Origin of the sequence: Bacillus sp. SD075 (genome assembly GCF_017355165.1) — a bacterium.
In the GTDB taxonomy this organism is placed as follows: domain Bacteria; phylum Bacillota; class Bacilli; order Bacillales; family DSM-1321; genus Peribacillus.
In genome coordinates this window covers 95,843-118,723 of sequence record NZ_JADILK010000005.1, presented here as the reverse complement: position 1 = coordinate 118,723, position 22,881 = coordinate 95,843, and the positions used below count along the sequence as shown (strand labels likewise).

Below are 22,881 nucleotides of genomic sequence, written 5' to 3'. Positions count from 1 at the left end.
CGCTTGTGATTTTCCGAGGAGGTTGACCATGATGAAAACAAAGGAAATTGTAATTCGTTCTCTTCATAGAATTGAAGAGTTGGAGGAAGTAAGAAGGCTGGAGTCCAGCATTTGGGGAGAAACCGACTCTATCCCCTCACACCAAACCATAACAGCCGTGAAAAACGGTGGTTTGGTTATAGGAGCATATTGCGAAAGGAAACTGATTGGATTTCTATACAGCTTTCCGGGATTCAATGGGCAATCAGCCTACCTTTGTTCACATATACTAGGAATAGATGAGCAATTTCGCAACAAAGGTATAGGGGAGAAGTTAAAGTTAACACAACGTGAGGAAGCGATAAAGCTCGGCTATTCCCTTATTACTTGGACATATGATCCATTAGAAAGTGTTAATGGGTACTTAAATATAGCCAAGCTTGGCGGGGTATGTTCCACATATATCACAAACTGCTATGGCGAAATGGAGGATCTTTTAAACAGTGGAATTCCTTCCGACCGCTTTCTTGTCGAATGGCATATCGGTAAAAACGATACAACGGGTTCTAGTGGACGGGGAATATCGTTGGAATTTGTGATAGAAAACTCGCTTATTCAATGGGATACCATTGAAATGGGAGTGCCTATTCCTACTATCACTCTTCCGCTGCCTGAATATGAATGTGATACAGCCTTTGTGGCCATTCCAAAGGACTTCCGAACAATAAGAATCACAAATATTCAAGCGGCCAATGAATGGAGAATGAAAACCAGGGACATTTTTACCGATTTATTTCAGCAAGGATGGCAGGTAACTGATTTATTAAAGAATTCCATGATAGAAATTCCCGTTCAGTTTTATGTACTATCAAGGAAATGAACTAGTAAGGATTACTATCATTTTTTTAGTAATTTCAGGCTGCTGTCAGCCTATTTAATAAAAAATTTGGTAAGCCTGTGTCTTTTAACAGTTTTATCACAAAAGGAGAATTTCCAAGTGAAAATTAAACAAGTTATTCTAAGACATCTTAAGCTAGACTTGCTTGAACCTTTTACAACAAGTTTTGGTACGGAATACGATAGGGATTTTATCCTTGTAGAAGCCAAAAGCGATGATGGAATTTCCGGTTGGGCTGAATCGGTTGCGATGCTCGACCCTCTGTATAATGAAGAGACCTTAAAAACAAATTGGCATATACTCGAAGATTATCTAATTCCCATTATTCTTAAAAATGAAATCAAACATCCGGATGAACTCTCTGAAAAATATTTCAACCATATTCGCGGGAATTATATGGCAAAAGCCGCATTAGAGGGTGCTGTTTGGGATTTGTATGCTAAAAAACAAAATGCTTCTCTCTCGAGTGTGTTGGGTGGAACAAAAAGGAAAATTGAAGTGGGGGTAAGCATCGGAATAAAGGATTCGATCGATTCGACTCTAGCTATGATTGAAGCATGTCTACTTGAAGGCTATAAACGTTTTAAACTTAAAATCAAACCGGGCTGGGATGTTGAATTAATAGGCAAGGTCAGAAAAGTATATCCAGAAATCCCGCTCATGGCAGATGCGAATTCAGCTTATACATTGCAAGATATAGACCGGCTATCCGCCTTGGATGATTTTAATTTAATGATGATTGAACAACCACTTGCCTATAATGATATCATTGATCATGCAGATTTACAGTCAAGGTTAAAAACACCTATTTGCCTGGATGAAAGCATTCACTCATTAGAGGATGCTAGGAAAGCTATTAAATTAGGCAGCTGTAAAATTATTAATATTAAGATTGGCCGTGTTGGAGGTTTGACTGAATCCAAGAAAATCCATGATTTATGTCTTGAACATGAAATTCCGCTATGGTGTGGGGGGATGCTGGAATCAGGTATTGGAAGAGCGCATAATATTGCAATCACTTCACTGCCAAATTTTACTCTTCCTGGAGATACCGCAGCTTCCTCCCTCTACTGGGCAGAAGATATTATTGACCCTGAAGTTACAGTGGAAAACGGAATGATCATGGTTCCAGAATTGCCCGGAATTGGCTATGAACCAAGCATGGAAAAAATCGATAAGTATACTATTCACAGTCAAACATTTAATTTAAGTTAGAGGTTGAAAGAAACGCCTAAGGTAGTTCCTCCCTGCATTATCTATTTTTCTACATAAGGCAAGTATGCTGCAATCATTCTTGTAAAAGTGCAGTCGTAAAGTTCCAAATAAGCAATGGCTTAAAAGCCAGCGGCATTAATTGTACTTGAATGGCTTACAGGGTAGTAGTATCGAAGCAGTAAATTGAAGGACCAAAAATAGTATATCGTAAGGGAAATGGAAATTTCAGAGAAAGTTATTGACATCCTATTAGCGGGTTTAGTTGAAGATGGGGTTGCGACGGCAGCTCTTTTTTCTTGCTGATCAGCTAACGAATGGGCAAAGGGACCACACATATTAGACATATCAAAAATGTGTGGCCCTTTTAATATTCAAGGCTTAATCTTACCTTATCAAAATATAACATGCGATCGTTTGTCAATCTGGATTTTTTAACTTTGCTTTCCATACACAATCAGTGATTTCTCTTTTTGTCTTCCCAAGGTTCAAATGAAAAGGGAATACCAATCATTTTAGCAGTCAGTTCATCATACGAAACTAAATCTTTTTTTGACAACTCCTTTAATGAACGTTTCCCCATCGCTCTTAATGCCATTTTCATTTCTTCTATACTTGCTGTAAAGAATTTCTCTGCTGCTTTTACTCCATCTTCTATCTTAAATTGATCCTTGAATTTACCTTGATTCCAAACAACTTGTGTAGGTGGTTCGAAGGGAAGAGCATTCAATGCTTGACTATGTGAGACAGCAAATAATATGGCAGATCCTACATAAACAGCATCAGCACCGAGTGCAAGTACTTTTAAAAAGTGCCCAGGCACTAATAGACCTCCTGAGACAATTAAACTAATTTGGCCCTTCATCTTTCTCTTTTCTAAATGATTAACAGCCCGGACAACTGCATGCAATGTTGGTATTCCCATGTCATCGGATAAAATGGGGGGGGCACCGTGTGTGGCTGCTTGGCCGCCGTCAATTGTAATGAAATCAACACCGAGTTCAATTAAATGATCTATATCATCTTCGATTTTTCCACCTGCCCCCATTTTTACACCAATGGGAACACCACCAGTTATGCTCCGAAGTTCATTAACAAGTTTTTTAATATCATTCAATGTTTGATTTTCAAAAAATTGTTCAAAAATGACTCCATCCTCATTCTCTTTAAGCCCCATCACTTCACGAGCCCGGCCTGTTAAATTTTCGGGTGAAATTTTCCCCCCCATCCCAGCTAGTGCGCCTTGTCCCAACTTTATTTCAATCATGTCGGCACGCTTAATAAGATCTTCTTCCTTTGACCATTCTGTTTTTGAAAACTGTAATATATACTTTCCCGCTTTATCTAATTCTTCAGGTATCACCCCGCCTTCTCCGGAATTAATCGCGGTTCCTACGTTTTTTGCCGCTTCCGCCAAAGAAAGCCTTGTTTGTTCACTAAGTGCGATACCATAGGCCATCCCTGTAATCATAAGAGGAATTTTTATTTTCATTGGTTTTTTTGCTTTTGGTCCAATGGTTACCTTAACATCAACGTCTTCTTCACCATCAATAGGAAATGGTGTCGTTTGAGCAGGAATAAAAGTAATTGGATCCAAATGCGGCCATTTTTTTGAAGAGCCAAGTGGCCGATGAAGGACATCGCCTGTTTCTGCACGCAAGCTATTTTCAAGCATATTTTGAACGCCCATATGCCTTAGTCCTGGCATCAACTCCATGATATTTTCTTGATAGCTGTCGGTTAAAATGATTTTTCCAATTTTCTTAACTAAACGTTTCATAATCCAACGCCAACCAATAAGCATGGATAAAAATAGGACAAATATTATTGCAACCATCACAAAAGATAAATAGGATAGAATGTTCGACATATTCACATCTCCACTATCAAAATAATTTAACAGCCTGATTTTATGGTAATTTCCAAAAAAAGTAATAATATGTTATTTTATAAAGATATCACTCACAACTTTATAGGGTGAAAGTCCATGCAGAGAGCAATTGAAAAATACAAGCAACATCAAATGGTTTTCTGAGTTTTTTCACCTCTGAACTAAGTAGATATAAAGGAGATACTTTTCATGAACTTACTAGATGATAACGCTCACCGTCCTTGGCCAATACCTTCAAAAAAGTGGATTATGCGACAACCTTGGAGAAATCTCTTGTTTACTCATTGGCCTATTCCAGCTAAAACACTAAGACCGCATATTCCTCCTCATTTAGAAATTGACACCTATGATGGATATGCCTGGTTGGGAGTTATTCTCTTCGTTATGGAGGGAATTTATCCTCGTGGATTGTCATCTGTATCACTGACCCCTGAATTTTCAGAAATCAATGTAAGGACATATGTTCATTGTGATGGTAAACCCGGTATCTTTTTCATGTCTCTTGACGTTGATGACTGGGCCTCCTATACAATAGCCAAGAAATGGTTTCGTTTACCCTATTATTCTGCACAAATTTCTTTAGAAAAAAAGGGACGGACCTTTCATTGTCAAAGTATTCGTAAAGGAAAAACAAATACACCAATTAGATTTAATGCAAAGTATGCTCCAATACCAGAAGTTTATTTTCCGGAAAAAGGAACTTTAGACCATTGGCTCACAGAGAGATATTGCTTGTATAGTACGGATAATGGAGTCACTATCTATTGCGGAGAAATACACCACCGTCCTTGGCCGCTACAAAAAGTAGAGGCAGAGATATGTACGAATACACTTTTTACTCCCTTTAACTTTGACCTTACTGAAGTCAAACCGCTTTTTCATTTCTCTAAAGGTGTTGATACACTTATATGGAATATTAAGAAAACACGGTTCTAGTGTAAAAAGATTCCTTGAACTATTCATTTCTTTCGGGGATTAAGAAACTTCACTTCAATACTCAAAATCCCCTCCCATCTAAAACTTAAATGGGACCGAAAGCAAATAGAAAAGACTCCATTTTATTTAATGAGTAATCCCTTAATAGTCGTTTAGATGTTATAAAATAACATTAAATAGGGTCTAAGGTATTTTTATCGAAATTTTTTGAATTCAACCCATAGTTTTAAGACCGGAACTGACGTTAAGGCACTTTACTTAACTAAGGGTGCATTATCAATTAGTGAGGTTGCTGATGCAGCCTTTGACTTATGGCGCTAACGGGGCAGTTAGTTCCATTGTGCACTATTAGGGGTGAGTAGTTTGAAGATTAGAAAAGTAAGGGAGGAGATATAAAAGCCGGAGCAAGAGTTTAGTTTGATGGCTGGAGGACTACTTCTCTAATAAGGACTAGAAGACTAGCTAATTCTTCAAGAGTATGTGCTACTTTAAAGCCTTTTTTGTAAGGCTGCTTTTTATCCAAGAAAGCTTGAATCTGACTTTCCCCTTTTGCCATACCCAGACCAACAACTGGATCCATTATCTTTACCTCCTCTACTTATTAACCAGTCCCCTTAGTCCTCCATGTAGTGTCATAGCTTCGTTTGTTATACAAGATCTGTCTCCCAACCAGCCTCAAACATGTTTCCATAAGTAGGGAGCGGACAGTTTAGTTCCCGTTTGGAGATATACGTAAAATTATATAAATTAATAAGATTTAATAATAATTCTCATCAATTATTTGTCCAATGCTTTCCTTGGTTTTCCCTGCAGTAAATTGTCTCTGGTGTCGGTTATCAGTATGATTTTAGTGAGACTTTCTTTATTTTATGATTAGTTGTATAAAAAAACATAAATGAAAAATAATAGAAAAACGTAAGCTATCTGCGAGGGGGACAAGCTTGGTTCGTAATATAAGTAAATTATTAAGAAATCCTAAGCAAAAGAATCCCCATCTACAACATGAAAACAAGGGCGCTAGAAAACAGAAAACCCTACATGGAAATTTTGGTCAACCTGTCGAAACACATCGTTCCGTTTACGGAAAGACGCGGGCGATGCTTATTTACATTGCGGGACTCCAGACATCGAGGCGATAGAGCGATATGTGTGCTATCTAAGATCATCCGACAGGCATTAAAAGAACCACAACCATTAAATGAGTTTATTATCGAACATAAAATGCCCGTTCCCAAATTGGTGAAAGTGAATATGTTGGCGGATTATGCATTGAATCGATTCCCTCGGGAAACCCGATGCTTCTAAAGGAAGGGGAAAGCGGTGGACTTTCTTTAGGATTGTCCAAATGGGAAAAGCATGCCATTGAAGAACCTGTGGCAGAGGGGGAGTTAAGGGGGCATGAGAGGGATTTATTGAATCTCTAGAGGTAAATACATCCCAATTGCGACGTATTTTATTAAAAGTCCTGCCCTTAAAATACAATCGATGAAGATTGGAACTTATACCAGGACGAATGTTTCAATTGCTTATATGGATGGACTTGTGGATAAAGCACTGATTGAAGAGGCTACAACTCGGTTGGAATGAATTAAAATAGACGGTATTTTAGAAAGTGAGTCCATCGAGGAAATGATTGAGGACAATCCGTATTCACCTTTCCCCCATACCATGAGCGCTAGTGATTGGGCAAGCTTCCGCTCAAGCAGGGTTAGTTTCAACACCCATGGTCATTATGGTTACGATTACGGGAATCGCTTCTTTTATGATGCCTCGTTATATTGCAGGAATTGCTATTCGGATGCTGCGTTTTCCAATGCTGCTTCTTGCTGGTACCATAGGACTGCTTGGCATCATGATGGGCCTTATTGCTATGGTCACTCATTTTATGCAGCCTGCGGTCTTTCGGCGTTCCATACTTAGCACCCGTTGGCACCATTTAAAAGGTCGAGAGCTGAAGGATATGCTGTGGAGTGCTCCAGGGTGGAGGATGGATATATGCCCGCGCCTCACAGGGGAATCTACTGTATACAGTCAGCCCCAGGAACAGGGACCAAATCCCAAAAAGGGAAGTGATACGGAGTGAATAACGGTCGAAGGCCAACAAAGATATTGGAGAAAGTAAGGAGGCGTCATTTCATGAAAAGCGTCCTTCTTTTGCTTGCAGTTTGTGGAGCAACCCCTATTTTAAGCAGTTGTTGGGATCGAATGGAAATCAATGATCTGGCAATTGTCACAGCTGCTGTCATCGATAAGAAGGAGGATAATGAAATCGAACTATCCGTCCAAGTTTTTATCCCTAAATCAATAAGCAGCGGAGGGGATGAAGGAGGGGCAGGTCAAGGAGGGTCGGGGGGGACGACATTGGTGAGAACAGGAAAAGGATCTAATATTTCAGATGCATTGTCCAAGCTTCAAAGTAAGATCCCACGAAAAGTATTTTGGGGACAATGTAAAGTATTTGTATTCGGTGAAAAGTTAGCGAAGGAAGGGATTAATGAGGAGCTGGATTTTTTGCTGCGGCATCCACAGCCAAGGGAGCGAGCAAATGTGTATGTAAGCGAAGGGAAAGCGAAGCATATCCTTGAATCAATGCCCCCTCTAGAAATCTATTCAGGGGAAGTGATTAGGGAATTATCTGATTTACATATTGGGATGCAAGTCACACTACAGGAATTAAATAAAATGTTAATGGGTAAACCTCAAGAGGCTGCACTTCCATTCATTAAAATGTTACCGCCAGGTAAAGGGCAAACGAAATTACAGGGGGTTCCTTACATTGTCGGGACAGCTGTGTTTAAAAAAGATAAGATGACTGGGACAATGACGGAAAAAGAAACAAGAGGGATATTGTGGTTAAGAGATGAAATGAAATCATACACTGTGACCTTTCAACCCAAAGGTGTGAAAGGGGAGATATCTTTAAATCCAGTGTCGGCTAAAGTCAAGTTGATTCCGCAAATTCGAAATAATAAATGGAAAGTGTTCGTGAAGATAGATACAGAAGGAGCTGTTATTCAAAATGGAACGAACTTGAACCTCTCAAATCCAAAAACAGTAAAGGCTGCAGAACGATCTTTTCAAAAAGATATAGAAAAACGTATCGAGATGGCTTTTCTGCATATTCAGCATAAGAAAGCGGACATTATAGGGCTAGGTAAAGAATTCTATCGGAAATATCCTAAACAGTATAATAAAATCGAAAATCATTGGGATGAGATATTTGCGGAGTTGGAAGTGGAAATCGATGTTGTGGCCCATATTCGCAGACAGGGCTATATAAATAAACCGGCGGGATTGTCTGAGAATGAGGTGAAGGACAAGTGAGATGGGTGCTTTCTTGTGTACAACCGTGATTGTAGCTCTAGTCATTTTGTATGAATGGCCAAAAATGAAAAAAATCCCAAAAAAGATAAAATGGCTTTTCTTACACTACTCCTCATGGGCTTGGCTCTTTCCATGTTCAATCTCCCAGAGATGGCAGGACCCACTGAACGGATTGAATCTCTTTTCAGGCCGTTTGGAGAGTTTATGGAAAAGTAAATCTAACAGTGAGTTCTGTAATTCCAATTTTCCATACTTTCACAGAAAGGAGAAAGATAATGGAGAAAGGAAAAATTTCATCTCTACAGATGGCATTCATGATGTATCCGACAATTGTGGCAACGGCTATTCTTGGGGTTCCAAGCATTACAGCGAAATATGCCAAAACTGATTTATGGCTGTCCCCCATTCTGGCTTCCCTCATTGGGTATGTAACGGTGTATATCGCTTATAAACTACACAAACTTTATCCGAAACAAACGGTGATCCAATTTAGTGAACAGATTATTGGGCGTATTCCTGGAAAAATCCTCGGTTTTTTATTCTTATTTTTTTATATCCCGATCACCGGGCAAATCCTAAGAAGTTATGGAGAATTTGTTGTTGACTCTTTTCTGGTCAATACCCCAATTAGTGTGATCATGGCATCGATGGTATTCCTCTGTGCCTTTATCGTACGTGGAGGTATAGAGGTGTTGGGGAGAGCTGCCGAACTGTTTGTCCCTGTTTTTATCTTTCCACTCTGTATCTTCTTCATCTTAATTAGCTTTGATCTTGAATTTAAAAATATATTCCCGATATTAGGGGATGGAATTATGCCACCAATCAAGGGTGGGATTGTGCCGGGGGGCTGGTTCAGCGAGTTTTTTCTGATGGTTTTTCTCTTCCCTTTTTTAGCGGATAGAAAAAAAGGAATGAAATACGGGATGATGACTGTTTTTGCCGTGATGATGACGTTAGTTGTGGTGAATCTTATGGTTCTTTTTATACTTGGTGCCACAACATCCTCAAAGGTTTATCCCCTGATGAGTGTATCTCGAACCATCAGTTTGGCCGATTTTTTTGAACATGTTGAGTCCGGTGTTATGGCCGTTTGGATCGTAGGAGCTTTCGTCAAAATCTCTGTGTTTTATTATGTTGCTGCTTTAGGTACCGCGCAGTGGCTGAATCTCTCCGACTATCGGCCTGTTGTATGGCCGATAGGGATTTTAATTGTCGAATTCAGCTTTTGGTCGTTACCTAGCTCAATGGAAGCCGCCCGTAATGACGTCATCGCCTTCCCTATTCAAGGAATTTTGATGCAAACGATTATTCCTCTAGTATTGTTGGTGATTGCTGTCATACGGAAAAGAAAAAGAAAGGGAATCGATTCAAGCTAAAACATAAAATTGGTCGATTTCGTCTTTGATATTTGAGCAATCTTTGGTCCACCCAAAAAGTATTGATCTTCAGAAAATGCCTTTCATTAGAACTTTCTAATGAAAGTAATCTACTTCTGAAATAGAAGTTGTGGACTGTATCTGAAGACAGGGCTATATAAACGACCGGTGGAATTGCCGGAAAAAAGGTGAAGGAATGAAATAAGGGGCTTTTTTTTTTACAACCGCGATTGTAGCTAGAATCATTTTGGTATGAATGTTCGAAAATGAAAAAAACTAAAAAAGATACAATGGCATTTCTTACACCGCTCCTCACTAGCTTGGTTCTGTCCACGTTTAATCTCCTAGAGATCGCTGGACCCACTGAATGGATCGAAACTCTTTTTAAGCCGTTTGGGGAGTTGATGGAAAAGTAAATCTATCAGTGAGTTGAGTGCGTGATTCTGATTTTCGATTTTATTTCAGAAAGGGGCAAGATGATGGAGAAAGGCAAAATTTCATCCCTTCAGATGGCATTCATGATGTATCCCACGATTGTGGCTACCGCCATTCTTTCAGTTCCAAGCATTACAGGGAAATATGCTGAAACAGATTTGTGGCTGTCCCCCATTTTGGCGTCCCTTATCGGGTATATGACTGTGTATATCGCTTATAAACTGCACCAACTTTATCCGAAACAAACTGTCATCCAGTTCAGTGAACAAATCATTGGTAGATTCGCGGGAAAAATTATCGGTTTTTTAATCTTATTTTTTTATATACAGGGCACGGGACAAATAACCAGAGCTTACGCAGAATTTATTGTCGACTCCTTTCTAGTCCATACCCCAATTAGTGTGATCATGGCATCGATGGTATTCCTCTGTGCCTTCGTTGTACGCGGAGGATTAGAAGGGGTAGGTAGAGCAGCTGAATTGTTTTTGCCAATGTTTATACTTCCAATCCTCATCCTAATCATCTTAGTGTCTACCGATTTAGAATTTAAAAACATATTCCCGATATTGGGAAATGGGATTATGCCTCCAGCGAAGGGCGCGATTGTACCGGGGGCATGGTTCACAGAGTTTTTTCTTATCACTTTTCTTCTCCCATTTTTAGCTGATAGAAAAAAAGGACTGAAATATGGAATGATGACGGTATTTGCCGTGATGATGACCTTAGTTGTGGTGAATCTGGTTGTTCTTTTTATACTCGGACCAGCAACACCCTTAATGGTTTATCCCTTGATGAAAATAGCTAGGTACATCAGCATCGCCGATTTCTTTGAACATATGGAGTCTGTCGTAATGGCCATTTGGATCGTAGGAGCTTTTGTCAAAATTTCTGTGTTTTATTATGCAGCTACATTAGGTACCGCACAGTGGCTGAAACTTACGGATTATCGGCCAATTGTATGGCCGTTAGGGATCCTGGTCGTATCATTCGGCTTTTGGTCGCTTCCTAATACAATGGAAGTGGCACGCTATAATATCGGGGCCTTCCCTCCTTTCGGACTATTGATACAAACTATGATTCCTCTGTTTTTGTTGCTGATTGCAGTTATAAGGAAAAGAAATAGAAAGGGAGTTGATTCAAGGTAATATTCATAATGCTGTCAATTTCTTATTTAATGCATTTCAGTCTTTGGCTCTATCCAGAAAGCAATCATTTACAATAATGTGCGAAGTGACCATCTATCTGCACTGAATGAAAGCAATCTATTTCTGAAAATGAAAGGGTATGGGTTAATTACATAAGTGGACCTGCCCATGAATTGATAGGCCTAACCAGGACAATTCAACCCATGGGAGTTTAAACAGGTTTTAGTAGATATAAATCAATCTGTATTTAAAATAATCAAAACTACAATCTTGAATTTTTCTGGTTATTCCCAATACAAAAATAGGGAATAGCCATTTTTTGAATAAAGAAAAAAGGGTAGTGGATGGAATAGTGTTATTTATAGTACCAATTGGAACTTATATTCATTCTGTGTATACGATGTAAGCATACATTAAAGCGCCGGAAGAAACTTTGGAGGTTGTAAAGTTAGAGTTGTTCAAAATAGTTTACGAATGGGTTATTTTTATTTGAACATGATGATATTTACCGTTCGTTAAAGTTTAAAAACATTTCCGAACGTTTTTGATAGAATTAACATGGAGAGGTGTAAAAAATGGAAGTTCGGAAATTTGATACATAAGAGTGAGTAACAAAGATCCAAATGAAGCACGGCAACGGCAACTTCAGGGCATGTTAGAAAAAGGACTCGATGAACGAGGTAACTTTTTAGAAAAACAAAAGATGTAACGAACTTCAAAGTTTGTTACCGAACATTTCAAAAGGAATATTGACTGGACAACTGAGAGAATTGGGAGAGAACGGAATGGTTCACAGAGACGTGTATAAAGAAGTTCCACCTAAAGTAGAATATTCGCTGACACCATATGGGAAAAGCTTTATGCCAGTACTGGACATTATGGGAAGTGGGATAAAAAATATATGGAAAAAAAACAAAAAGAACAAAAAGACTCCACACCAAGTTCATAAAAAGAATCCATTTTATTGTCCATCCAAAGCCAATTACACTTATTTTTGGACAGTCAATTTTCTAATCCAAACCAAATTGAACAGTTGTAGATTGTGTTTTATGTTAATACCGAAATCTCTTTTACTGGTTATTTATCAAAAACCAGAGTGAAGAAAGGTACTTAAACTATTTTACTTCTAAAAAGGGAGTTGCTTCGGCAGCTCTTTTTCTAATGGAACTAACGGCCGCACACCAAAGATAATTCATGATTAAAATTATTTCGATATATCCAATCATTAAACTATTTGAGAATATTTGGTTAATTGAATCAAAATTAAAACACTTACATTTCCTATTATATGAGTAAAATTACCCGAAAATATCAAATCATCTTTAAATTCAGATGATTCAGTGTTATTATTTTATAAGAATATTCAAACTATTAAATTGGAAGGTGAGGGAACTCATATGTCACAGATGTTGGCTTTGGTTATTGTTATTTTGATTTTATTTGTAGGGGACATAGTGGCGGTTCGAACAAAAGCCTGGGTACCTTCCGTTTTCATTTCCGCGATCCTCTTTCTATGTGGTTATTGGACATTTTTCCCGCAAGATATCGTTTCCATAGCAGGTGTCCCACCGGTAGTGGCAACCATGATGATGTACTTATTGATCACGAATATGGGGACATTGCTGTCAATAAGAGAGTTGGTAAATCAATGGAAAACGATTGTCATCTCCTTATCTGGTATTCTTGGGATTGTTGCACTATTATTCGGAATTGGCATATTTATATTTGATCTGCAAACTATCCTTGTAGCGATTCCACCATTAGTGGGAGGTATGGTATCTTCAATTATCATGTCAGAAGGAGCGGCAGACGCGGGACTTACGAGCTTGTCCGTTTTTGCCATTGTTATTTATGTCATGCAAGGTTTCGCTGGATATCCTTTAACTTCAATTGTCTTGAAGAAAGAAGGGAAGAAGCTTTTGGGGCAATACCGCAATGGGCAATTAACGGTAAAAAAGAGTGATACTGCATTCGTTTCAGAAGGTATGACGGAACTTAAACTGTTTAATAAACTGCCTGAAAAATATAATACGGAATATTTTAAATTTTTAAGACTTGCGGTCGTTGCTTTTCTCGCTTACCTTGTGTCGACTGGACTAGAGCCGATTATATCAATCAATGCATTTGTTCTTTGCTTATTATTCGGGGTTGTCGGAAAAAGTATAGGTTTCCTGGAAAGACAGACTCTGCAAAAGGCAAATGGATTTGGATTTGCCATCATGGCGCTTATGCTTTTCGTCTTTGATGGATTAAAAAATGCCACACCAAGTATGATGTTGGAGATTCTTTACCCACTTGTTGTTTGCATTTTCTTAGCTGTTATTGGCATGTATATATTCTCATTCATAGCAGGGAAATTGTTGAAAGTCAGCAAAGAAATGGCCTTTGCTGTATCTTTAACAGCATTATACGGTTTTCCAGCCGATTACATTATCACCAATGAAGTTGTCAATTCATTAACAAAAGATGAAAATGAAAAAGAAGCATTGCTAAGCCATATGCTGCCGCCGATGCTTGTTGGTGGATTTATATCGGTTACAATCGTGTCGGTTATTTTGGCAGGAATATTCGTACAATTCTTGTAAGATTGGAGGGATTCAAAGTGAGTCTTATTGAACGTATAGAAAAGCAAATAAATGATTTGAGCGAATTTACATCAACACCCGGAAAAGGGACTACCCGGCTTACGTATAGCAAGGAAGACTTACTTACACGAAATTATATTAAAAATAAAATGATGGAATACGGTCTAACAGTACAGGAAGATGGATTTGGAAATATTTTTGGAAAGCTTGAGGGTACTTTAGTAGACGCACCAAGCGTTCTGGTCGGTTCACATTTTGATTCCGTACCAAATGGTGGTGCGTATGACGGACCAGCCGGTGTAATTGTCGCTCTTGAAGTGGCTGCCTTATTTGCTGAAAATCAAGTAACACCTAAATATCCATTGGAAATCGTTGCCCTAATTGAAGAGGAGGGTGCTCGTTTTGGCGGAGGTCTAATGGGTTCGAGAGGAATAGTGGGAACACTTAGTGAGGAGAGTTTTAAAAACTTAAGGGATAAAGAAGGTATCACAACAATTGAAGCGATGTCAAAAATTGGACTGGATTTCTCTCTTCCAAAAGGGAGGAATCCCAAAAGCATTAAAGCATTTCTCGAATTGCATATAGAACAAGGGCCAATCCTTGAAGAGAAGAATATTCCCATTGGTGTTGTAGAAGCTATTGTTGGTTTAACTCAATTAGAAGTGACCATTGAAGGAAAGGCAGGACATGCAGGCACAACCCCCATGGATCGCCGTACGGATGCATTGGTTGCAGCCGCTCAAATTATTTCTCAATTACCAGGCTTTGCAATTGAGGAAGGAGAAGGAACGGTTATCACGACGGGACGATTAGATGTTTTACCAAATGGAGCCAACGTCATCCCGAATAAAGTGGTATTTTCGGTAGATATTCGATCTTCCAAGGAAGAACATATTAACAATGTCATCAAGCGGATGAAAGAATTAATCGAATCCTATCATGAACAGGGGATCCATACAACAGCGGAACAGCTGTTATATATGCCGCCAAAGGTATTGAGTAATGAGATTAAAGCTTTATTTAAAGATAAAAGTTCTGATTTGGAAATCCCATACTGTTCCATTAATAGTGGAGCAGGTCATGATGCGATGGTTTTTTCCGATGTGACTGATGTTGGCATGCTCTTTGTTCCAAGTAAAGCAGGACTAAGTCATTGTCCGGAGGAATGGTCTGATGCACGTCATTTAGCAAATGGAGTGCAAATATTTTACGAAGTGGCTAAATGTTTAACGGAGGTAGAAAAAGAATGATTAATCAAACGATAAAAGCAGCGATTCAAAATTATAGTGATGAATTAACGGAGATACGTAGAAAACTTCATAGCGAACCTGAGTTATCATGGGAAGAAGAAAATACAACGGCCTTTGTTTGTGAATATCTTGAAAAATTAGGGGTTGCTTATCGAAAAGCAGAACCAACAGGTGTCATTGCAGTAATTAAAGGCGGTAAGGCAGGAAAGACGGTAGCATTAAGAGCAGATATGGACGCCCTTTCTGTTGAAGAATTGAATAAAGACTTGCCATATGCATCAAAAGAAGAAGGGAAAATGCATGCATGTGGTCATGATGCACATACATCAATGCTATTAATTGCAGCGAAGGCACTAAACGGAATAAAAGAAGAATTACCTGGGAATGTGCGATTAATATTTCAACCAGCTGAAGAGGTGGCAACAGGTGCAAGGGAAATGGTTAAACAAGGGGCTGTTGAAGGTGTTGATAATGTCTTTGGCATACATATTTGGTCGCAAATGCCAACAAACAAAATTGCATGTGCTCAGGGACCTTCATTCGCTTCAGCAGATATCTTTACAGTAACGTTTAAAGGAAGGGGGGGACATGGCGCAATGCCACAGGATTGTATCGATGCAACTATTGTTGCCTCTTCATTCGTCATGAATGTACAGTCTGTCGTATCAAGAACGGTCGACCCACAAAATCCCGCTGTTTTGACAGTTGGAAAAATGGTCGTTGGCACACGATTTAATGTCATTGCTGAAAATGCCGTTATAGAAGGGACTGTCCGCTGTTTTGATCATAAAACACGTGACCATATTGAAGAACAGCTCCAGATCTATGCTGAAAATGTTGCTAACATTTACGGTGCAACAGCAAAGGTTGAGTATTACCGTGGAACACAAGCTGTCATCAATGATGAATACAGTGCCAAATTAGTGCAAAAAGTGGCCTCAAATGCATTTGGCGAAGACGCTGTATATAATGAAAAGCCAACAATGGGCGGAGAAGACTTTAGCTTCTATTTAGATGAAGTACCCGGAAGCTTCGCTTTAGTTGGATCTGGAAACCCTGAAAAAGATACGGAATGGGCCCATCATCACGGGAAATTCAACATTGACGAAGATGCGCTTGCTACTGGTGCAGAACTTTATGCTCAATATGCATGGGCATATTTGAATGAATAAAGGACTGGATAAAAGAGGGAATACACTGGATTACTAAAAGGTGTTTGATCGCCAAAAGGCCGCCAATTGGCGGCCTTTTGGCGTAAAGGGTTAAATTTCACTAAAAGGGGCAATTGGAGCATGTTAACTCAATAAAAAGGAGATTGTCATATAACAATCTTTTGGTGAAAAATCAATATTACCGGTATTTATTCAAAAAATGCTCTTGGATAATGAACAGTGCCGTGTATATTTTGAAGAGAGCCTTCAGTTAATTCTAAAGCCATAAACGTGTCATCTGGTACCCTGAATTTTAATATTCCACAAGCTAGCTGGTTTAAAGCCAAATCTCGGATAATAATCTTTGTGACCTAATAAAATTATTGAGTCATATCCAAGTTCCTTTGCTTTTTTTAGTTCTGCACGAATTAATTTACTTCCAACACCTTTATTTTGATAATCAGGAGCAACAGAAACTGGAGCAAGTGCTAGAGAATCATCTACTACTACTTGTATTTTCGTCAATAAGATATGACCTATTATGTCATTATCTTGGTTTACTGCAACTAGAGAAAGTTCTGGAATATAAGCATCTGAACTTCTAAGACGATTGACAAGGAAATGTTCTTTCTTATCACTATATTCTTCATTTATAATTCTGCAAATGGTACGTTCTTCATGTATAAATCATCAAGAATGTCTACTCACCCAGTACTATACATAAGTTTAGCAAACAAAAACCTCCAAAAAAAAATCTAATAATTCTAGTTTATTAAGGTAGAGCCGTCAATCATCTATATTACTTCCTTTTATTCAACTAAATGAAGGGTTGATAGATTCATTATTTTTTTCGATAGACAGGACCTTTGAAAATCCATTCATTATAAAAGGGAAAATGATAAAAGGGAAAATGGTAAAGTTAGGGGAGGATAGATGTTGTCTATCAAACTGACCCTCTCCAATCAGCTGCAGCTGCCGTTTGTAAGGAGGGAAATCAAAATAAAACTAATGATGGTAGTGAAAGTAAGTGAATGAAAGACTTAGGAAGAACATTACAAAAAGGCTTTACGGAGGAGGAACACATATGGGCAATTACTTATCAATCAGTGAAATGGCTTCCATTCATAGTATCTCAAGGCAAACACTCATTTATTACGATAAGATCGGATTATTTGAACCCGTACATATAGATGAACATGGTTATCGATATTATAGTGCAGTTCAGATTCCGTTTCTAAGGGAAATTTGCTTTTTAAAGTCGATTGGCATCAAACTGAATGATATTAAGGACCATATAGGAAATCGGAATGTAACTACTGCCATGTCACTTTTGGAATTTCATCAAGAATTCATTGATAAAGAAATAAATGCCTTGATGAATACACGTACATTTATTCAACAGAGATTAATGAAATATTCAGAAGCCAAAAATATTAAAAGTGAATTGGATAAACCTATTATAGAAGAATTTCCTGAAAGGCATGTCTTATTTATACCATTTGAAAAGGAATTGTGCCGTGAAGAATTACATTTAACGCTGATGAAAGCATGGAATGTATTAAGTAAACATGAGATGCTTCCGTCAGAGGGATTTGGCACGGTTATTTTAAAGGATAAGCTTGGAACGGATGATGTTTTCGAGGGTGCGGGAATATATACTTCATTACCCTTTATAGATCCTGATATGAATAACATGATGACGTTGCCTGCTGGTCAATATGCATGTGTGTATAAATACGGAATGCCATATAACATTGAATTTTTAAATGAATTGATTCATTGGATCTGTAAAAATCAGTATAGAATTGTAGGGGACGTCGTGGACGCTTGCTTATTGGATACGACCTTTTACGAGAATGATAATAGTGTTGATTTTTGTCAGCTGCAAATCCCTGTAGAGAAAATTACTTGAATTTTCAAATATCCATTGACTGTATAGTAGAAATACACTTTAGAATATCAGTTGTAACCGATACCATATAGGTTATTTGAATTTGATTGATACATAGGATACTGGTCATAAAGTGATAGGGGGATTTTTTATGTCTGAAAAAATGAATAAAGTGACAGATTTACGTTCTGCCTTGGAACTACTGAAGTCCATTCCAGGACAATTGATTGAAACGGATGAACCAGTCAATCCTCATGCTGAATTATCTGGGGTTTATCGTCATGTCGGTGCTGGCGGAACAGTAATGCGGCCAACAAAAATTGGACCTGCCATGGTTTTCAATCATGTATTGGGACATGAAGACTCAAGCGTGGTGATCGGACTTCTAGCCAGCCGTGAAAGAGTCGGTCTCATGCTTGATACAAAACCCGAGCGACTGGGGTTCCTTTTAAATGAAGCTGTTAAAAATCCAATTGATCCAATCACCATTTCAAATGACAAAGCGAAAGCTCAAGAAGTGGTTCACTATGCAGAAGATCCGGAGTTCGATATCAGAAAGTTAATACCTGCGCCTACGAATACAGAGGAAGATGCAGGCCCGTATATCACCATAGGCATGTGCTATGCCTCCGATTCAGAAACGGGTGAATCTGATATAACGATACATCGTTTGTGTTTACAAAGTAAAGATGAGATGTCCATGTATTTTGTTCCTGGCCGCCATTTAGAAGTTTTTCGTAAAAAGGCTGAAAAGGCAGGGAAACCGTTACCAATTTCCATTAGTATCGGTGTTGACCCAGCTATTGAAGTCGCTGCTTGTTTTGAAGCACCTACGACTCCCCTTGGCTTTAATGAGTTGAGTGTTGCAGGGGCGATCAGGAAAGAAGCGGTAGAATTGGTCCAATGCTTGACCATTGATGAAAAAGCTATCGCGAATGCTGAATATGTTATAGAAGGGGAATTGGTTCCCAGAGTGCGCGTTCGGGAAGATCAAAACACCAATACTGGAAAAGCAATGCCTGAATTCCCTGGTTATACAGGCTCAGCTGTTGCGGAACTGCCTCTAATCAAAGTGAAAGCTGTAACGCACCGTGTCAATCCTATCATGCAAACAGTTATTGGTCCAAGTGAAGAACATGTGAATATGGCTGGCATTCCAACTGAAGCAAGCATTCTTCAAATGGTGGAAAAGGCCATGCCAGGAAAATTATTGAATGTTTATGCCCATACTTCAGGAGGAGGTAAATACATGGCTGTTCTTCAATTCAAGAAAAGTCAGCCAAGTGATGAAGGTCGCCAAAGACAAGCTGCACTATTGGCGTTCTCTGCCTTTTCTGAACTTAAGCATGTATTCATAGTGGATGAAGATGTGGATCCCTTTGATAGTAATGATGTTTTATGGGCGTTAAATACTCGTTACCAAGGTGATGTTGATACGGTTTTCATTCCTGGAGTGCGCTGTCACCCGTTAGATCCTTCACAAGATCCCGCATACAGCCCTACCATTCAGGAAAAGGGGATTTCCTGTAAGACCATTTTTGACTGTACAGTACCGTTTCATTTAAAAGAAGAATTTAAAAGGTCTGAATTTAAACAGGTAGATCCAAGACGATTTGTGCCTGGATTCTCCAATGTATAAGTTCTCTATATTTTATAGTTTCGATTCCATGATTAATGAATAAGGAGGGGAAATAATGAAAATCATTGTTGGGATAACCGGAGCGACTGGAGCCATTTTCGGAATTAGGATTCTTCAGATGCTTAAAAGCAGTGAAGTGGAGACCCATTTGATCATGTCCCCCTGGGCACATGCCACCATTCAACATGAAACTTCATATTCGGTTAAAGAAGTGGAGGGATTAGCTGATCATTCCTATTCTTACAAAGATCAAGCAGCAAGAATATCAAGTGGATCTTACCGGGTTGATGGCATGATCGTAGCACCTTGCAGTATGAAAACACTAGCTTCCATTCGTATGGGACTAGCGGATAATTTATTAACGCGATCTGCCGATGTCATGTTGAAAGAAAGAAAAAAATTATTACTAATGACAAGAGAAACCCCTCTAAATACGATTCATTTGGAGAATATGATGGAGCTTTCCAAAATGGGGACTATTATATTCCCTCCGATGCCAGCTTTCTATAATCATCCTGAGGATGTTAACGATATCATTGACCATCTGGCTTATAGGACGTTGGATCAATTTGAAATCGATGCACACGGTGCGAAACGGTGGGGCGGAATGAAATATCGCACAAAAATATAACAGATTACTAGTGAATGAATGAAAAAGGTGAAAAAATGAATGGGATGGAAATGCCAGTAGAGGTATTCGACTTGTTAAATGGTAAAGAACTTGCCGACAAGCAGCATGAAGCCATGATGCTTTTGACGGTAAGTGAAGAAGGATGGCCACATAATGCAATGATTAGCGTGGGTGAGATCGTAGCGATAAGCAGGAAGGAATTAAGGATTTGCCTATGGCCTGATACTTCGACTACAGCCAATGTCATTCGTACCCAAAAAGCTACACTGGTTTTGTTTTGGAAAGGTAAAGCCCAATATATTCGCCTTTCATTAGGGAGATTAAAAGAGCTGCCAAATGCCCAATACCAAAGAGTAAGATTCCATGCCAAAATAGTAGAGGCACGGAAGGATATTGCTAAGTATGCTGAAATAACCTCTGGAATTAAAATCGACTTGAAAAACCCTAAAGAAATTGTTGAACGATGGAGGGACACCGTAGATGACCTCCTTCAATAAAATCTCAGTGCCGAATTTAAGTTACTAAGAAATCAAAATTATCAAATTATAATTGAATAAATTAGAACTTCATGTAAAATGGAATCATTACATGTATTTATATCTTGCCTATTCATTAATCATTAAAAAACACCCTTTCTTAATGAAAATTAATGAACTGACTGGCTATCTTAATTTCTCGATCAAGTTACCTTGGTGGTGAAGTTAAGATAGCTTTTTTTATTAAAGATGTAGGCTGGTTTATTTTTATAATCAAGGAAATGGAGGAGAGTTACTATGGAAATGTATGTAAAGGAATTGGGGAATCAAAGAATCCAAATTGCAGATTATCCTGGAACGAAAGGGCCGATCATCGCCATACATGGTTTAACGGGTAATCATAAGCAAATGCATTATTATGCAGAAATGTTAAAAGGCGAGTATAGGGTCATTTCGATCGACTTGAGAGGAAGGGGAAATAGTTCAAGGGCAGATGCACAGTCTTCTCTATTCAAACATGCAGAAGATGTAATTGAGTTAATCCAAGAGTTAAGGATTAAAAATCCAATTTTAATCGGGTATTCAATGGGGGCTTTCATCTCAAGCGTTGTAGCCAGCAAGTTAACCTCGGTACAAGCCCTGATATTATTGGATGGTGCGGCCACTTCCTCCCAACAACAAAGGGACATCGTACAACCGTCACTAGGACGATTAAGTAAAGAATATGAATCTCAAGAAAGCTATATTGCAGAAATTAAGGAAATCTATAGCCGTTTGGGTATCGAATGGACGGATCATCTGCAAAGTGTGGCGGAGTATGAGCTTCTTGAAGTGGATGGTCACTGGGCGAATAAATCATCAGAAGATAGCATTCTTAAAGATTTCAATAGTTTTTATTCTTTTGTCCCTAAAGAAGTTTGTAGACAAATTTCCTGTAAAACCTTATTGGTTTATGCCAGTGGGAAAATAGGGGGTTTTCCTCCATTATTTTATGAAGAAGCCTATGATGATACGAAGAAATATACACCTGATATTGAAACGATCGTTTCAACTTGTAACCACTATACCATGGTGTTTGAAAATAGGGCGGAGATTAACGAAGGAATAAAATCTTTTTTAAAGCGAATTTAATTTTTTTTGAAGATATTTTTAAAAAAATATTGTAATTAACGGAAAATAGTGTAATATTATGAATATATAAAAAACTTAATTATTGCCTATTCATTAGCTATTAAAAAACACCCTTTTTTAATAACAACTAGTGAACAACTGGCTACCTTAAACACCTGCTGTCAATTATTGATAGTAATGTTTAGGGTAGCCATTTTTGTCGTGATAATGTAGACGCTTAATGAATTTGGGGGTTTTATCGTTGAAAATCATTGATTTAACATTGGAACTTTACGATGGTTTAGTTACGAATAATGATTTACCTGCAGTAGGGATTAAAGATGAACCTCTTGAACATAAGGGGAAATATGATCCACTTCCTAAAGGCTACCGTTCCAAGTTGATTTCTTTTTCTGACCATAGTGGGACACATGTGGATGTGGCTTCACATTACTCAGAAAACGGGGAGTCGGTTGAAACCATCAATCTGAAGAATATGTTTGGGGATGCCCTCATACTGGATGTAAGCATGTTAAAAGCGACAGATGAACCTGTTACGAAAGATTTACTTGAAGAGGCCGAACGCAGGCAGGGAGTATATGTTGAAAAGGACGATATTGTCCTCATCAGGACTTGGGGGAAATCATGGGGGGAAGAAGGCTTTTTCGAAGCTCAGGCATTAGATGATAGTGTGGCCCATTGGTTAATTGAAAAGCAAATCCATATTATTGGGTTGGATTTGCCAAATGCAGATTTGAACCAAGATTCAGAAATTGGAATTCATCAAAAATTACTGAACAATGATATATATATCGTTGAAAATCTAGTGAATCTGGAAAAATTGCCTAAGCATTCTCGTTTTCTTTTTTTCGGGATTCCTTTAAAACTAAAAAATGCAACAGCCTCACCTATAAGGGCATTATCGATACTTGATTCACAATTAATTTAAAGA

General features: G+C 38.5%; 20 protein-coding genes and 1 pseudogene. 18 read left to right on the top strand and 3 right to left on the bottom strand.

What is annotated here, in order from left to right; translation table 11 throughout:
* The first annotated feature begins 28 nt into the window (after positions 1–28).
* Positions 29–859, top strand: a complete 831-nt coding sequence (locus IOC57_RS06190; RefSeq protein WP_286184562.1) for a GNAT family N-acetyltransferase — start codon at positions 29–31, stop codon at positions 857–859.
* A gap of 117 nt (positions 860–976) precedes the next feature.
* Positions 977–2,092 (top strand): o-succinylbenzoate synthase, encoded by a 1,116-nt coding sequence (menC, locus tag IOC57_RS06185; protein WP_207437881.1) that lies wholly within the window; start codon positions 977–979, stop codon positions 2,090–2,092.
* A 454-nt stretch (positions 2,093–2,546) separates the two neighbouring features.
* Here menC and IOC57_RS06180 read toward each other — a convergent pair whose 3' ends face one another.
* The gene (locus IOC57_RS06180) at positions 2,547–3,959 is read right to left on the bottom strand and encodes an FMN-binding glutamate synthase family protein (protein WP_207437880.1); all 1,413 of its coding nucleotides are present in this window, start codon (positions 3,957–3,959) and stop codon (positions 2,547–2,549) included.
* 210 nt (positions 3,960–4,169) lie between these two features.
* Here IOC57_RS06180 and IOC57_RS06175 point away from each other — a divergent pair, with 210 nt between their 5' ends.
* Positions 4,170–4,916, top strand: a complete 747-nt coding sequence (locus IOC57_RS06175; RefSeq protein WP_207437879.1) for a YqjF family protein — start codon at positions 4,170–4,172, stop codon at positions 4,914–4,916.
* A 412-nt stretch (positions 4,917–5,328) separates the two neighbouring features.
* Here the strand turns inward: IOC57_RS06175 and IOC57_RS06170 are convergent, their stop codons facing one another.
* Complete coding sequence (locus IOC57_RS06170; RefSeq protein WP_207437878.1) at positions 5,329–5,496, bottom strand: hypothetical protein; 168 nt, start codon at positions 5,494–5,496, stop codon at positions 5,329–5,331.
* 905 nt (positions 5,497–6,401) lie between these two features.
* Here IOC57_RS06170 and IOC57_RS25735 point away from each other — a divergent pair.
* From IOC57_RS25735 to IOC57_RS06130, 9 genes are all read left to right on the top strand, one after another.
* The gene (locus IOC57_RS25735; protein WP_309487677.1) at positions 6,402–6,503 is read left to right on the top strand and encodes a hypothetical protein; all 102 of its coding nucleotides are present in this window, start codon (positions 6,402–6,404) and stop codon (positions 6,501–6,503) included.
* A gap of 91 nt (positions 6,504–6,594) precedes the next feature.
* On the top strand, positions 6,595–6,999 hold the full coding sequence (locus IOC57_RS25730; RefSeq protein ID WP_309487676.1) for a spore germination protein: 405 nt from the start codon (positions 6,595–6,597) through the stop codon (positions 6,997–6,999).
* A gap of 53 nt (positions 7,000–7,052) precedes the next feature.
* Complete coding sequence (locus tag IOC57_RS06160; RefSeq protein WP_207437877.1) at positions 7,053–8,240, top strand: Ger(x)C family spore germination protein; 1,188 nt, start codon at positions 7,053–7,055, stop codon at positions 8,238–8,240.
* 275 nt (positions 8,241–8,515) lie between these two features.
* Positions 8,516–9,616, top strand: a complete 1,101-nt coding sequence (locus IOC57_RS06155) for a GerAB/ArcD/ProY family transporter (RefSeq protein WP_207437876.1) — start codon at positions 8,516–8,518, stop codon at positions 9,614–9,616.
* 479 nt (positions 9,617–10,095) lie between these two features.
* Complete coding sequence (locus tag IOC57_RS06150; RefSeq protein WP_309487675.1) at positions 10,096–11,196, top strand: GerAB/ArcD/ProY family transporter; 1,101 nt, start codon at positions 10,096–10,098, stop codon at positions 11,194–11,196.
* A 722-nt stretch (positions 11,197–11,918) separates the two neighbouring features.
* Positions 11,919–12,296, top strand: a complete 378-nt coding sequence (locus IOC57_RS06145) for a winged helix-turn-helix transcriptional regulator (protein WP_207437874.1) — start codon at positions 11,919–11,921, stop codon at positions 12,294–12,296.
* A 297-nt stretch (positions 12,297–12,593) separates the two neighbouring features.
* Positions 12,594–13,781, top strand: a complete 1,188-nt coding sequence (locus tag IOC57_RS06140; protein ID WP_207437873.1) for a hypothetical protein — start codon at positions 12,594–12,596, stop codon at positions 13,779–13,781.
* A 17-nt stretch (positions 13,782–13,798) separates the two neighbouring features.
* Complete coding sequence (locus tag IOC57_RS06135; protein WP_309487674.1) at positions 13,799–15,031, top strand: Zn-dependent hydrolase; 1,233 nt, start codon at positions 13,799–13,801, stop codon at positions 15,029–15,031.
* On the top strand, positions 15,028–16,203 hold the full coding sequence (locus tag IOC57_RS06130; RefSeq protein ID WP_207437871.1) for an amidohydrolase: 1,176 nt from the start codon (positions 15,028–15,030) through the stop codon (positions 16,201–16,203). Before IOC57_RS06135 ends, IOC57_RS06130 begins: the two co-directional genes overlap by 4 nt.
* Positions 16,204–16,391: 188 nt before the next feature.
* On the opposite strand, the pseudogene IOC57_RS06125 reads toward IOC57_RS06130, so the two are convergent.
* Positions 16,392–16,836, bottom strand: a pseudogene (locus IOC57_RS06125) (GNAT family N-acetyltransferase); the annotation flags it as partial.
* 430 nt (positions 16,837–17,266) lie between these two features.
* Between IOC57_RS06125 and IOC57_RS06120 the strand changes: the two are divergent.
* The 6 genes from IOC57_RS06120 (at position 17,267) to IOC57_RS06095 (ending at position 22,878) form a co-directional block, all read left to right on the top strand.
* On the top strand, positions 17,267–18,094 hold the full coding sequence (locus IOC57_RS06120) for a MerR family transcriptional regulator (protein WP_207437870.1): 828 nt from the start codon (positions 17,267–17,269) through the stop codon (positions 18,092–18,094).
* Positions 18,095–18,224: 130 nt separating this feature from the next.
* Positions 18,225–19,712, top strand: coding sequence for a UbiD family decarboxylase (locus tag IOC57_RS06115; protein ID WP_286184559.1), 1,488 nt, complete (start codon positions 18,225–18,227; stop codon positions 19,710–19,712).
* Between the two features lie 55 nt (positions 19,713–19,767).
* Positions 19,768–20,343 (top strand): non-oxidative hydroxyarylic acid decarboxylases subunit B, encoded by a 576-nt coding sequence (locus IOC57_RS06110; RefSeq protein ID WP_207437869.1) that lies wholly within the window; start codon positions 19,768–19,770, stop codon positions 20,341–20,343.
* Between the two features lie 35 nt (positions 20,344–20,378).
* Positions 20,379–20,840, top strand: coding sequence for a pyridoxamine 5'-phosphate oxidase family protein (locus tag IOC57_RS06105; RefSeq protein ID WP_396020774.1), 462 nt, complete (start codon positions 20,379–20,381; stop codon positions 20,838–20,840).
* A 276-nt stretch (positions 20,841–21,116) separates the two neighbouring features.
* Positions 21,117–21,950, top strand: coding sequence for an alpha/beta fold hydrolase (locus IOC57_RS06100; protein ID WP_207437868.1), 834 nt, complete (start codon positions 21,117–21,119; stop codon positions 21,948–21,950).
* A gap of 241 nt (positions 21,951–22,191) precedes the next feature.
* Positions 22,192–22,878, top strand: coding sequence for a cyclase family protein (locus tag IOC57_RS06095; protein WP_207437867.1), 687 nt, complete (start codon positions 22,192–22,194; stop codon positions 22,876–22,878).
* Positions 22,879–22,881: the final 3 nt, after the last annotated feature.

What these genes read in the sequence shown, in the direction of transcription:
- IOC57_RS06105 (WP_396020774.1), top strand. Translation starts at nt 20,379, where the DNA reads ATGAATGGGATGGAAATGCCAGTAGAGGTATTCGACTTGTTAAATGGT.
- IOC57_RS06120 (WP_207437870.1), top strand. Translation starts at nt 17,267, where the DNA reads ATGGGCAATTACTTATCAATCAGTGAAATGGCTTCCATTCATAGTATC.
- IOC57_RS06150 (WP_309487675.1), top strand. Translation starts at nt 10,096, where the DNA reads ATGGAGAAAGGCAAAATTTCATCCCTTCAGATGGCATTCATGATGTAT.
- IOC57_RS06155 (WP_207437876.1), top strand. Translation starts at nt 8,516, where the DNA reads ATGGAGAAAGGAAAAATTTCATCTCTACAGATGGCATTCATGATGTAT.
- IOC57_RS06130 (WP_207437871.1), top strand. Translation starts at nt 15,028, where the DNA reads ATGATTAATCAAACGATAAAAGCAGCGATTCAAAATTATAGTGATGAA.
- IOC57_RS06110 (WP_207437869.1), top strand. Translation starts at nt 19,768, where the DNA reads ATGAAAATCATTGTTGGGATAACCGGAGCGACTGGAGCCATTTTCGGA.
- IOC57_RS06115 (WP_286184559.1), top strand. Translation starts at nt 18,225, where the DNA reads ATGTCTGAAAAAATGAATAAAGTGACAGATTTACGTTCTGCCTTGGAA.
- IOC57_RS06170 (WP_207437878.1), bottom strand. Translation starts at nt 5,496, where the DNA reads ATGGATCCAGTTGTTGGTCTGGGTATGGCAAAAGGGGAAAGTCAGATT.
- IOC57_RS06180 (WP_207437880.1), bottom strand. Translation starts at nt 3,959, where the DNA reads ATGTCGAACATTCTATCCTATTTATCTTTTGTGATGGTTGCAATAATA.
- IOC57_RS06100 (WP_207437868.1), top strand. Translation starts at nt 21,117, where the DNA reads ATGGAAATGTATGTAAAGGAATTGGGGAATCAAAGAATCCAAATTGCA.
- IOC57_RS06175 (WP_207437879.1), top strand. Translation starts at nt 4,170, where the DNA reads ATGAACTTACTAGATGATAACGCTCACCGTCCTTGGCCAATACCTTCA.
- IOC57_RS06160 (WP_207437877.1), top strand. Translation starts at nt 7,053, where the DNA reads ATGAAAAGCGTCCTTCTTTTGCTTGCAGTTTGTGGAGCAACCCCTATT.
- IOC57_RS06140 (WP_207437873.1), top strand. Translation starts at nt 12,594, where the DNA reads ATGTCACAGATGTTGGCTTTGGTTATTGTTATTTTGATTTTATTTGTA.
- IOC57_RS25735 (WP_309487677.1), top strand. Translation starts at nt 6,402, where the DNA reads ATGAAGATTGGAACTTATACCAGGACGAATGTTTCAATTGCTTATATG.
- IOC57_RS06190 (WP_286184562.1), top strand. Translation starts at nt 29, where the DNA reads ATGATGAAAACAAAGGAAATTGTAATTCGTTCTCTTCATAGAATTGAA.